This is a genomic window from Ciceribacter sp. T2.26MG-112.2 (genome assembly GCF_900492205.1).
GTDB lineage: Bacteria > Pseudomonadota > Alphaproteobacteria > Rhizobiales > Rhizobiaceae > Allorhizobium > Allorhizobium naphthalenivorans_A.
Map to the genome: position 1 here is coordinate 134982 of NZ_UEYQ01000004.1, position 12829 is coordinate 147810.

Below are 12829 nucleotides of genomic sequence, written 5' to 3' on the forward strand. Positions count from 1 at the left end.
TTCTGACATTTCCAGCGAGGCCCGATGCTCCACGAGACGCCCTTGATTTCCACCATTGTCGGCGGTCTCGTCCTGGCTTTCGCTTTCGGTTATGTCGCCCATCGGTTTCGTCTGCCGCCCCTGGTCGGCTATCTGTTTGCCGGGATCCTGGTCGGCCCCCACACGCCGGGTTTCGTTGCCGACCAACACCTCGCCCCAGAACTCGCAGAAATCGGCGTAATCCTGCTGATGTTCGGGGTCGGTCTGCACTTTTCACTCAAGGATCTGCTGTCGGTGCGCGGCGTCGCCGTGCCGGGGGCGATCGCGCAGATCGGGTTCGCCACTCTGCTCGGTTGGGGCATGGGCTGGCTGATGGGCTGGCCGATCGGCGGCGGCCTGGTCTTCGGCCTGGCGCTTTCGGTCGCATCGACCGTGGTCCTGTTGAAGGCCTTGCAGGAGCGGCGGCTGGTCGAGACCGAGCGTGGCAAGATCGCCGTCGGCTGGCTGATCGTCGAGGATCTGGCCATGGTCCTGGCCCTTGTGCTGATACCGGCCTTTGCCAATAGCGGCGAAGCGGGCGGTCACGCCGACCCGCTGTCGACGGCGGTTGCCGGGCTGCTCGACATCGAACTCAATCTCGGCTGGGTGCTGGGGCTCACCCTCCTCAAGGTCGGCGCCTTTCTGGGCCTGATGCTGGTCATCGGGCGGCGTGTCATCCCGTGGATGCTCCATGCCATCGCCCATAGCGGCTCGCGCGAGCTCTTCCGTCTCGGCGTGCTGGCGTTGGCGCTGGGCGTCGCCTTCGGCTCGGCCCAGCTGTTCGGCGTGTCGCTGGCGCTCGGCGCTTTCTTTGCCGGCATGGTGCTGGCGGAGAGCGAGCTTTCGCACCGGGCCGCGCAGGAGAGCCTGCCGCTGCGCGATGCCTTCGCGGTGTTGTTCTTCGTCTCGGTCGGCATGCTGTTTGATCCGAATATCCTGGTCGACAGCCCGCTCAAGGTCCTCGCCGTCGTCTTCATCATCCTGATCGGCAAGTCGCTCGCGGCCTTTCTCATCGTGCGCGCCTTCGGCATGCCGACCGGCACTGCACTCACTATTTCGGCCAGCCTGGCGCAGATCGGCGAATTCTCGTTCATCCTCGCCGAACTCGGCGTCGGCCTTAGACTTCTACCGGAAGAAGGTCGCGATCTGATCCTCGCCGGCGCGATCATTTCGATCATCCTCAATCCGGTCATGTTCTATCTTGCGGAGCGGGTCATTCCAAAAATGGAAGCCCGCCTTGTGCCGAAGGGCGGGGGCGCGGCGGCGGCGACCGAGGACGCCACCGTGAATGCCGTCGAGGCTGGCAATGCCGTTGGCCCCGAAGAGCGCATGGCCAACGGCGAGAGCGAAGCACAGACCACAGCGACAAGCACGCTGACGGACCATGCGATCGTTGTCGGTTGCGGTCGCGTCGGCAAGATCGTCATCGACAACTTGCGCGCCAATGGTGTCCCCTTCCTCGTCGTCGAAGATTCCGATCGGCCGCTGGAGGAACTGTTGCGGCAGCAGACGGAGGTGCTCATGGGTAACGCCACCTCGCCCAGGGTGTTGGAGCTTGCCAATATTGCCGCGGCCAAGAGCATCGTGGTAGCCATCCCGAACGCCTTCGAGGCCGGCAACGTGATCCAGCGAGCCCGCGAGATCAATCCCGCCATCCTCATTCTCGCCCGTGCGCATACCGATGCCGAGGTCGAGCATCTGCTGAAGCTGGGTGCCGACCGGGTGATCATGGGCGAACGGGAGATCGCCAACGGCATGCTGGCGAGCCTTGACCAGGTTCATTGGCCGGCCATTTCGCAGGAAGAAGGCTGACCTGACCCCCGCAGTTCGAGGGAACTAATACACGCCTGTCGTGTTCTCGTGGGAGTCCATCCTCGTTCCCGGAGAATCGCTATGGCCAAGAAGACCACCAAGGCAGTCCCCTCTGATTCCGCAGGCATTCATGACCAGTCACTCGTGCGAGGCGCCGGCGGTGAGTTGCACCAGACCGCGGAGGCGCATGATGCACCGGTGATGACCACGGCGCAGGGCGGACCGGTCGCCGACGACCAGAATACGCTGCGTGTCGGCGCGCGCGGGCCGCTCGCCATGGATGATTTCCATTTCCGCGAAAAGCTGTTCCATTTCGACCATGAGCGCATCCCGGAACGCGTCGTTCATGCGCGCGGCTATGGCGCCCATGGTTATTTCGAGACCTATGATTCGCTTGCCGCCTACACCAAGGCCGATCTCTTCCAGCGCAAAGGTGAAAAGACCCCCGCCTTCGTCCGCTTCTCCACGGTTGCCGGCAACAAGGGCTCGTTCGACCTTGCCCGGGATGTTCGCGGCTTTGCGGTCAAGATCTATACCAAGGAGGGCAATTGGGATCTCGTCGGCAACAATATCCCGGTCTTCTTCATCCAGGATGCCATCAAGTTTCCCGACCTTGTCCATGCCGCCAAACAGGAGCCGGACCGCGATTTCCCCCAGGCGCAGACGGCACACGACAACTTCTGGGACTTCATTTCGCTGACGCCGGAAAGCATGCACATGATCATGTGGACCATGTCGGATCGCGCCATTCCGCGATCGTTCCGTTTCATGGAAGGTTTCGGTGTCCATACGTTCCGCTTCGTCAACGCCAAGGATGAGTCGACCTTCGTGAAGTTCCATTGGAAGCCGAAGCTCGGCCTGCAATCGGTGGCGTGGAACGAGGCGGTGAAGATCAACGGCGCCGATCCGGATTTCCATCGTCGCGATCTCTGGCAGTCGATCCAGTCGGGCAACTTCCCGGAATGGGAGTTGCAGGTGCAGCTGTTCGACCAGGCCTTCGCCGACAGCTTCGATTTCGACGTGCTCGATCCGACGAAGATCATCCCGGAGGAAATCCTGCCGCCGCAGCCGATCGGCCGACTGGTGCTCGATCGCATGCCGGATAATTTCTTCGCCGAGACCGAGCAGGTGGCGTTCATGACGCAGAACGTGCCCCCGGGCATCGACTTCTCCAACGATCCGCTGCTGCAGGGTCGCAACTTTTCCTATCTCGACACCCAGCTGAAACGTCTCGGCGGGCCGAATTTCACCCATATTCCGATCAATGCGCCGAAATGTCCGTTCGCCCATTTCCAGCAGGACGGGCACATGGCCATGCAAAATCCGGTCGGGCGGGTGAACTACCAGCCCAATTCCTGGGGCGAGGGTCCGCGCGAATCGCCGGTCAAGGGCTTCCGGCATTTCCCCGCCGAGGAGCAAGGCCAGAAGGTGCGGCTGAGGCCCGAGAGCTTCGCCGACCATTACAGCCAGGCGCGGCAGTTCTACATCAGCCAGACCCCGGCGGAGCAGCGCCATATCGCCAATGCGTTGACCTTCGAGCTCAGCAAGGTCGAGACGCCGGTGATCCGCGAGCGCGTGGTGTCTCATCTGCTCAATATTGACGAGACGCTGGCGAGCACGGTCGCGGCCAAGCTGGGACTGAAGACGATGCCCAAACCGGCGGATGCGGCGGTCGAGACCCGCCAGGATCTCGAGCCCTCGCCGGCGCTCAGCATCTTGCTCAATGGCCCGGAGCGGTTCGAGGGCCGCAAGCTCGGTATCCTTGTGACCGATGGCGTCGATGCCGCCCTGCTGAAGGCGCTGACATCAGCCGTCACCAAGGAAAAGGCGATGGTCGAGATCATCGCGCCGAAGGTTGGTGGCGTGACCGCCTCGGACGGAAGCTGGGTCGTCGCACAGCAGATGATCGACGGCGGGCCGTCGGTTCTCTATGACGCCGTGGCGGTATTGCCGTCTCCCGAGGCGGTCGATGAACTCGCGACCGAGGCGACGGCACGGGATTTCGTCGCCGATGCCTTCCAGCATTGCAAGTTCATCGGTCACGTCGAGGCGGCGATGCCGCTGCTCAAGAAAGCCGGTATTGCCGACAGTCTCGACGAAGGGGTGATCGCGCTTGGATCGGCAAAGGACGTCACGGCCTTCGTGAAGGAACTCGGCAAGTTGCGGCTGTGGTCGCGCGAACCCGGCGTGAAACACGGCAAGGCTTCGATTCCGGTCAAGTGATCGCGGCACCGGTTTGGAGAGAATGGCGTCGGTCGCGCGTTGGGCGCGGCCGACGCCAATTCGGAGCGATGGCGGGGTCGCTTTCAGTCAGTCAGTCTTCCGATTGCTTGCCCTGCTGCCCGACGATCGAAAATCGCATGCGGTATTCGCCGGGAGACACGCCGACGATCTTGCGGAAGACCTTGCGAAAGGCGTTGGTGTCTTCGTACCCGCTTGCCCAGGCAATCTGTTCGATCGACAGGTCGGACTGTTCGAGCAAGTCGCGCGCCTTGGCGATCCGCAGGCGCTGATAATACTCGGTCGGATTGAGGCCCGTCGCCTTCTGGAAACGACGCAGGAAGGTCCGCTCGCCGAGCCCCGCCCGCTCCGCCATCACCACAATGTTGACGCCCCGGAAATCGGTTCCGTGCAGCCAGTGCTGGATGCCAAGGATGACCGTGTCGCCGTGGTCGAGCCGCGGAATGAACTTCGAATAGAAACTCTGCTCGCGGGCCCCCGGATCGATCAGCATGAAGCGGGCGGTCGCCAGCATCACGCTTGTGCCGAGCAGGCGATCGATCAGCCGCAGCCCCAGATCCGTCCAGGCCATCATGCCGCCGGCGGTAATGATATCACCCTCGTCTAGCAGCATCTTGTCGGTGTCGATGCGAATGTCCGGATGGCGTTTGGCGATCGTCTCGCCATGCAGCCAATGGGTCGTCGCCGAGCGACCGGACAGGAGCCCCGTCTGGGCGAGCAGCGAAGCGCCGCCGCAGGCCGAGCAGATGATGGCGCCCGCTCGGTGATGCCCGCGGATCCACTCGGGGAATCCGCCCATGCGTTCACCGAAGGGCAGTTCCTCGCCGATGGCGGGCGGTAGAACGACCGCGACCGGACGCCCCTCCCTCTCGGATGGATGCGTGTCGAAAACCTTCGACACCAGGCTCGCCGCGTCGGTCTCGTAGTGGCTGACCCTCAGCCGGCGGCTTTGCGGCGCCGAGTGCTGGGTATCATACCTCTCCGCCACCGCGAACATGTCCGTCAGTCCATGCACGGACGCTCGCCAGACATCGGGATAGTTGGCGATGGCGATCTCAACCGTATCGTTCATCAAGTGCTTTGTCACTTGTGACCCTGTACTTGTCAATTTTGCCATTCGTGTGGCGGTGCGCCTGCCCTTATCACAACAACCAGCGCTCCGGAACGCCAAAGCACTCGAGAGACAGGAAAGCAGACCAGCATGGAAGATCAAACCGCAACGGCCAGAGAATTCCCGGTGTCCCGCCGCGATCTGCTCGCTGCCGGTGCTATCGGGGCGGTTACCGCCGTCACCGGGCTCGGCAATTCGATACGGACCGCGGAGGCGGCCACGGCAATGCAACCCAACCAGAACCCAACAGGAGTGAAGACAATGGCAAGCACGATCACCACCCGCGACGGCGTCGAAATCTACTACAAGGACTGGGGTCCGAAGACCGGCCAGCCGGTTATCCTCAGCCACGGCTGGCCGCTCAATTCGGACAGCTGGGAGGCCCAGGCCTTTCATCTGGCGCAGAACGGCTTTCGCGTCATCACCCATGACCGCCGGGGCCACGGCCGCTCCAGCCAGCCCTGGGACGGCAATGACATGGACCATTATGCCGACGATCTTTCCGACCTGATCGAGGCGCTGGACCTCAGGAACATCATCCTCGCCGGCTTTTCGACCGGCGGCGGCGAGATCGCCCGCTATATCGGTCGCCATGGAACCGGACGGATCGCCAAGGCAGGGTTGATCTCGGCCGTGCCGCCGCTGATGGTCAGGACCGACAAGAACCCCGGTGGCCTGCCGAAGGAAGTCTTCGACGGCATCCAGGCGGCGAGCCTCGCCGACCGCTCGCAGCTCTACAAGGATATCGCCAGCGGCCCGTTCTTCGGTTTCAACCGGCAGGGGGCCAAGGTCTCGCAAGGCATGATCGACAGCTTCTGGCTGCAGGGCATGATGGCCGGCCACAAGAACACCTATGACTCGATCGTCGCGTTCTCGCAGACCGACTTCACCGAGGACCTGAAGAAGTTCGACGTCCCCACCCTCATCGTTCATGGCGACGACGACCAGGTGGTGCCGATCGACGCGGCCGGCCGGGCGTCCAAGAAGCTGATCCCGCATGCGGAGCTCAAGGTCTATGCAGGTGCGCCGCATGGTCTTGCGGACACACACAAGGACCAGCTGAATGCCGATCTGCTGGCTTTCGCCAGCGCCTGAGGCGTAGCGCTCGACAAGAGATGCCGGCGCCGTCTTCCTCGGCGCCGGCGCCTTGCATCCCAGCCGGTTCGGCCAAGAGACTAGATCGCAGTACCGACCACCGCACCGATGCCGGCCGTCAGCGCCATGGCAAAGGCACCCCAGAAGGTGACGCGCAGCGTGGCGCGCCAGACATTTGCCCCGCCTGCCTTGGCGCCGACCGCACCGAGCAGGGCAAGGAAGAGAAGAGAGGCGATGGATACCGTCCAGACGAGAAGGTTTGCCGGCGAAATGAGGACCATCAGCAGCGGAAGCGCTGCACCGACGGCAAAAGTCGCAGCCGAGGTCAGCGCGGCCTGGATCGGCCGGGCCGTGGTCATCTCGGAAATGCCGAGTTCGTCAAGGGCGTGGGCGGCAAGCGCGTCCTTTGCCATCAACTGGTCGGCGACCTGGCGGGCGAGATCCGGCTGGATGCCACGCGCCTCATAGATCTGTGCCAACTCTTCCCGTTCGAATTCCGGCTGTGTTGCGAGCTCCTTGCGCTCGCGGTCCAGGTCGGCCTGTTCGGTGTCCGATTGCGAACTGACGGAGACATATTCGCCGGCCGCCATCGACATGGCGCCGGCAACGAGGCCGGCAATGCCGGCTACCAGGACTTCGGAACTTCCTGCAGAGGCCGAGGCGACACCCACCACCAGGCTTGCCGTGGAGACGATGCCGTCATTGGCGCCAAGCACCGCGGCGCGCAACCAGCCGATGCGCGAGACAAGATGGTTTTCACGATGCAGCCGGCTCATGTGAGATCTCCGCTCATAAAATGGAATGTGTCCAAATGAACTAGCAGGAACACGAGATGAGGCGAAAGCTATTCTCCGGCGAGTGAGGCAGAACCCGTGCTATGCCGCAGCGAGGTGATCTCAGCATCGTTCAGGAAACGAGTCTTGCCCTTTTCGAGGTCGCCGAGCGTCAGCTCGCCAAAGGCGATCCGGACGAGCCGCAGGCATTCGCACCCGATCGCTTCCAGCATGCGGCGGATCTCCCGGTTCTTGCCTTCACGCAGTTCGAATTCGAGCCAGCAGGTCTTGTCGGCCTCGCGCAGAAGCTGCACGCGCCTGGCCTTGAGCAGCTCGCCGTCATCGAGAATGCCCGCCGTCATGCGGGCGAGGTCGGCTTCGGACGGGCGGCCGCGGACCTGGACGTGGTAGGTCTTGGCGATGTCGCTGTCAGGGTCGAGTAGGCGCTGGGCAAGCACCGTGTCGTTGGTGAAGAGCAGCAGGCCTTCGCTCGCCTTGTCGAGGCGGCCGACGGGCGAGACATGCGGAATGTCGAGATGCTCAAGACAGGAAAAGACGGTGTCGCGGCCTTCCGGGTCGTCGCGGGTCGTCACCAGCCCGCGTGGCTTGTTGAGCATCAGGTAGACCCTGGCTTCAACATCGACCGGCTTGCCGTCGACTGCGATCCGGTCGGTGCGAATGTCGACCCAGGCGGAAAGATCGGTCACGCGCCGTCCGCCGACCGTGACATGGCCGCCCGCCACCAGCTTCTCGGCCTGGGTGCGGGAGCAATAGCCGAGCTTGGAGAGTGCCCTTGGCAGGGTCACGCGCGTGCCAGGCGCGGCTTGCGAGATCTTTGCCACCCGATCGCCATCCGGAATTTTCAGCGCAGCCTGGGCGCTGCAGGTTTCATCGAGCCAACGACTGCCCGCGCAGAGCCGATGCCGTCAAGAGAAAAATCGCCTGCATGCGACAGCCGTCAGCCGGCCAGTTCGTGAATCCTCACCTCCGGCACGATCCGACGGGCGAGATCGCAGAGATGGCGATGATGGGTGAGGTAGACCACCTGGCCGATCTTCGCCATCTCACCGAACAGCCGTAGCACTTCTTCCGAGCGCGGCTCGTCGAAGGTTTCCATGATGTCGTCGGCGATGAAGGGCACGGCAGGGCGGCTTGCGGCGAATTCCTCGTAGCCGGCAAGGCGCAGCGCCAGATAGAGCTGAAACCGCGTGCCCTTCGACATTTCACTTGCCAGCTTGGAGCCGCCCTGACGCGTCAGGCCGATCAGCGTTTCGCGGTCCTTGTCGGGCTGGGCGGCAAGGCCGATATAGTCGCCCCGGGTGATCAGGCGGAAAGCCTCGGAAGCGCGCTTCATCATGGACGACCGGTGCTTGTCGCGATAGGCCCGCAGGGCCTCGGCGGCGACCAGCGCGCCACTCTTGAGCCGGAGATAGGTGTCGGCCAGTTCCTCGATCTCGAGAAAGATGGTGCGCTTTTCGGCTTCGATCCGCGCCACCTCGCTGCCGCCGCCGATCGCTTCCAGCCTGTCGGCCGCGCGAGTCTTGTCGGCGAAGAGTTGCCGCGTGCGCTCGTCGAGATCGCCGAGCCGGGCGGCGAGCTCCGCCTCTTCGCGCTCGAGTGCATCGAAATCGGTAGCGTCTACTTCCACAAGGGCCGGCTCGATCGCAGGCATGGGCAGAGCGGAGAGTATCTGGTCGGCAAGGGCGCGAAGGCGGGTCTCCTGCCGGTCGCGCTCGGCAGCCTGTTCAAGCGAACCGGCCACATCGGCGAGGGTTTCCACCTTGAAGAACTCGGTTAGCTGTGCTCTGCGGGCGGAAAATTCGGCCAGATCCTGCCGCAGCGCTCGCTCGCTATCGGCAAGGCGTTCGAGCGCCGCGATCTTGTCGGCCTTGAGGTCCTGGTCGCGGCGGGCCTTGTCCAGCCGAGCGGCAAGCGTGGCGGCGATACTGGAGACCGCCTCTGTCTCGCCGCTTTCGCCAAGATCCGAAAGAAGCGACTTAACCTCTGCGGCAAAATCGTCCCTGTCGCGCTCCATCAGGGCGATGCGCCTGGCAAGTTCGTCGCGATCATGCAGCGCAGGACCCAGCCTGTCGAGCGTCTCGAGGATTTCACGCACGGCGCCGGCCGACGTGGCATCCGGAAACCAGGTTTCGCCGAGGGCTGCCGCAAAGCGGGATTGCCAGTCGGCGGCAGCGATGTTTGCCGCCTCGAACTCGCTGCGGCGATCGGACAGGGCGCGCTCGAGATTCGCCATGGCCTTGTCGGCGGCCTCACGGGCAGCGGTCCGGGCGGCATGGCCGGCGATAGCGGCCTCCGCGGTCGCGACCATTGCGGCCAGAGAACCGCTTTCCTCGCCGAGACCGGCGGAGCGCAGCGCGTCGGCCAGGGTCTCGCGATCGATTTCCGCGTCGGCTTTCGCTTCCTCGATCTCGCGCCTGGTTGCTTCCAGTCGCTCCCAGGCGGCGAGTGCGTCGGCGCGGTTTCTGACCATGGTGTCGATCTGGGAGAAGAGCCGCGTGAAGCCGTCATCGGCAGTTCGAAAGAGCGCATCCGGCAGGGCGGCTCGAAGCTCGGTGCAGAGCGTCTCGCGTTCGGCTTCGGCCTCGTCCAGCAATTCCTCTTGGCGGCTGATCGACGCCGTTGTGAGGATGAGTTCCTGCGTCAGCCCGCGCAGGTCGGCCAGGTCGCGCATGGCGGCGAGGCGGGCAGTGGCCGTCAGATCATCGGCCTTCATGGCCGCCTCGAATGTCTCGGCGCTGGCCTTGTCGAGCTGGGCCAGATGCGCGGCCCAGGCGGCGTCGCGCTCCTCACGGAGACGCAGGGCCTCGGCGTCATCGATCAATCCGCCGGCGGCGCGCAGGGCAAGAATTTTCGCCTCGGCTTGCTTTTGCCGCGTGACGAGTTCGCGCCGGCGCTCAGCATGGTCGGCGATCCGCCTGTCGATGGCGGACAGGGCGGTGCGCCAGGCCTCGACCTGGCGCGGATCGGGGAGGGCAAGGCCCCGCAATGCCTCACCGTCCAGCTCGGACACGTCCAGAAGTGCGGCGAGCGGCCGGGAATATTCCGAAAAACGGCGCTCAAGCTCGGCAAGGCCGCGTTCGGCCAAGCGCTGCCGGGTGGCGTGGTCGCTGCGTCGGACGACCGTCAGCGCAGTCGTGAGCCGGCTAAGCTGAGATGCGTCCAGCGGGTCACCGTCATCGGCGACAGCCTGTCGATCGGCGATGGCGCGCTCGTGCGCAGATTTTGCCGCGCTCAGTTCGCGGCTCGCAGTCTCCAGCCTCGCCTCGACGCCGGAGCGCATTTCGATCAGGTCGCGCAGGGTGCCGACGGTTGTTGTCGCAAGAAGCAGGTCCTCAGGGGCGCCGCATGCGGCCTGGCCCAGGCGGGCAAGGATTGCTTCGATCACGGCCTGGCGTTCGGCAAGCGCGATCCGCCGTTTCGGCAGATCCTCCTCTGCACCGCCAAAGCGCACCAGACCCTTGCCCAACTGCCCGATGCGGTCCGCCAGTGCGAGGACGCGTTCATCGAGTTGGATGGCGTCGATTTCGACGCGCAGCCGATCGGCATCGGCCTCGACACCGGCGAGACGGGTGGCAAGGCGGGTCTCCTCCTCCATCAGCCGGGGCAACTCGCGTGCCCAGTCGGATGGCGGCCGCGGCAGGTCAGCACGCAGCGCCAGTTCTGCCTCGACGCGGCGATATTCGGCGGCCAGCGGGCGGGCACGCAGGAGGCGGGCGATCGCTTCGCGTCGACCTTGCGCCGCGCCGCGCGCATGCATCGCCTCGTCATAGGCATGCTCGGCCTGGGCGAGTGTGGCGACGAGCCCGGCATGGGCGGTTGCCAGTGTGTCGATCTCGTCGCGCCTTGCCTTCAACTCGGCAAGCTTCTGCTTCAACTCGGCAATCCGCGTCGAACGGGCGCGCTTCTTGTAGAGGCTGTCGGCCTCGTCCGTGATGGCGCTAAGCGTCGAGCTGACGCCGGCGAGGCCCGCGCTTGCGGAGAACAGCAGTTCGCCGAGATCGCCCTTGCTCTGCAGAATGGCATTGCCGCCTTCTTCCAGCGTGACGTCGTCCAGCGAGAACATGGTGCGATAGGCGTCGCGGCTGATGCCGGCCAGCGGCACGGAGAGGAGCGCTTCGGCAACCGGCTCGCCGCGACCGTCGAGCAGCGAATTGGTCCGCTGTTTCACACGCTTCAGATCATGGCCAGCGCCATCGAACTCGATGCGGCCGCCCACCTGCATGGCATTGTAGGCGTGCAGAAAATTGTAACGGCTGCGCTCCTCTATGCCGTAGAGGAGGTCGAGATAGGCCGAGAGCGAGGTCGATTTGCCGGCCTCGTTGAGGCCATAGACGATGTGCAGGTCGGGCGAGCCGGGATTTGCATCGCCGAAGTCGAGCGAATAATCGGTGAACTTGCCATAACGTGTGAGGTCGAGCCGGCGGAGCCTCATTCGCCTGCTCCCGTCCCGTCGCTCTTCAGCCGGGCAAGGACGTCGTTGCTGCCTTCGACGAGCAGCCGATCCACATAGGCCTCGAATTCGGCCTCGTCACCGCCGGTGAGGCCGCGGCTTTCCGGCGGCAGTTCGCCGCGCAGATCCTTGACCATCTGGCGTATTTCGTCCCGCAGGGCGTGGCGCCTGGAGACGTCGTCGCGCATGAGGACGCCAAGCTCGATCAGCGGGTCGGCGCTCGGCTGGCCCGTTGCTTCACCCGGCGCCTCGGTGGCGATGTCGATCTTTTCGATCCAGGCGCGGCCCAGCCCCTCGGCGCGCTGTTCCGCTTCGGCGAGCAACAGGTCGCGGTCGCGCCGAAGGCGCCAGGAGAGCGGCGTCGTGCCGCTCAGCGAAAGGCGCGCGACGAGATGATCCGAGGCGGCGCTGCCGCGGGCTTCGACCACCGCGTGTTCGATGGCCTCGACGGCATCGAACCAGGTCGTCGTTGCGCTCAGATCCACGGCGATGCGGGCAAATTCGGCGAGACTGGTGAAGCGTTCCTCGATGGTGATGCGGCGGTCGTCGTGAACCGTCACCAGTGACACGCTCTTCGGCCCCGCCTCGTTGATGTCGCGGCCCTGCGGCATGCCCGGCATGACCACGGCCGATCGGCCGGTAAACTGGCTGCGCTGGTGGATATGGCCGAGCGCCCAATAGTCGAAGCCAGAGGCCTGGAGATCGGCGAGGCTGCAGGGGGCGTAGACGTCGTGGCCGGCGGCGCCGGCAAGGCTCGTGTGCATGATGCCGATATTGATCCGGTCCGGCAGCGGTGCCCGGTATTTCGGCAGCAGGCTTTCGGGCGCCTGGGGGCGGGCGAAGCTCAGGCCATGGATCGCGATGCCCAGTCCGCCCTTCTCGACTTCGACTGCCTCGGCCCGGTCGGAATAGACCTTCACCGCAGGCGGCAGGATCAGTTCCTGGGTGATACGCGACAGCGCATCGTGGTTGCCGCGGATGGTGTAGACGGCGATGCCGGCTTCCGCCAGTCGCTGCATCTGCGAGGCGAGAAAGCGGGCCGTCTTCATCGACGTCTGGTCGCCGTCGTAGAGGTCGCCGGCGATGATCAGGGCATCGACCTGCTCGGCCATGCACAGATCTACGATGGCCACCAGCGCCTGGCGTGTCGAGTCGCCGATCAGTTCGGCCAGCGACGGGTTGCGCAGGGAGAGTGAGCGCAGCGGAGAATCGAGATGGATGTCGGCGGTGTGGACGAAGCGGAAGGCCATCAGCGGTTCAATCTGGTCCTGTCAGTACGGATGTGGTCGCAGCTTCGGCTGAGGCATG

The 12829-nt window shown here is 64.5% G+C and carries 8 protein-coding genes; 3 read left to right on the forward strand and 5 right to left on the reverse strand.

Annotated features, from left to right (window positions below; genetic code table 11):
- Positions 1-24: 24 nt before the first annotated feature.
- Both DYZ14_RS08605 and katE read left to right on the forward strand, forming a co-directional pair.
- Complete coding sequence (locus DYZ14_RS08605) at positions 25-1830, forward strand: cation:proton antiporter domain-containing protein (RefSeq protein WP_154720285.1); 1806 nt, start codon at positions 25-27, stop codon at positions 1828-1830.
- Between the two features lie 81 nt (positions 1831-1911).
- Positions 1912-4053, forward strand: a complete 2142-nt coding sequence (katE, locus tag DYZ14_RS08610; protein WP_154720286.1) for a catalase — start codon at positions 1912-1914, stop codon at positions 4051-4053.
- A 91-nt stretch (positions 4054-4144) separates the two neighbouring features.
- On the opposite strand, the gene DYZ14_RS08615 is transcribed toward katE, so the two are convergent.
- A complete protein-coding gene (locus tag DYZ14_RS08615; protein WP_154720287.1) occupies positions 4145-5143 on the reverse strand; it encodes a GlxA family transcriptional regulator in 999 nt (332 codons plus the stop codon).
- Positions 5144-5407: 264 nt separating this feature from the next.
- Here DYZ14_RS08615 and DYZ14_RS08620 point away from each other — a divergent pair, with 264 nt between their 5' ends.
- Positions 5408-6277 (forward strand): alpha/beta fold hydrolase, encoded by an 870-nt coding sequence (locus DYZ14_RS08620; protein WP_445292367.1) that lies wholly within the window; start codon positions 5408-5410, stop codon positions 6275-6277.
- Between the two features lie 80 nt (positions 6278-6357).
- On the opposite strand, the gene DYZ14_RS08625 is transcribed toward DYZ14_RS08620, so the two are convergent.
- The 4 genes from DYZ14_RS08625 to DYZ14_RS08640 all read right to left on the reverse strand — a co-directional run bounded on the left by DYZ14_RS08625 (position 6358) and on the right by DYZ14_RS08640 (position 12771).
- Positions 6358-7053: a VIT1/CCC1 transporter family protein gene (locus DYZ14_RS08625; RefSeq protein WP_154720289.1), complete on the reverse strand. Its 696-nt coding sequence runs from the start codon at positions 7051-7053 to the stop codon at positions 6358-6360.
- A 68-nt stretch (positions 7054-7121) separates the two neighbouring features.
- Positions 7122-7892, reverse strand: coding sequence for a pseudouridine synthase (locus DYZ14_RS08630; RefSeq protein WP_232365478.1), 771 nt, complete (start codon positions 7890-7892; stop codon positions 7122-7124).
- A 116-nt stretch (positions 7893-8008) separates the two neighbouring features.
- On the reverse strand, positions 8009-11503 hold the full coding sequence (locus tag DYZ14_RS08635) for an ATP-binding protein (protein ID WP_154720291.1): 3495 nt from the start codon (positions 11501-11503) through the stop codon (positions 8009-8011).
- Positions 11500-12771, reverse strand: a complete 1272-nt coding sequence (locus DYZ14_RS08640; protein ID WP_154720292.1) for a metallophosphoesterase family protein — start codon at positions 12769-12771, stop codon at positions 11500-11502. The genes DYZ14_RS08635 and DYZ14_RS08640 overlap by 4 nt, the downstream gene beginning before the upstream one ends.
- Between the last annotated feature and the right edge of the window lie 58 nt (positions 12772-12829).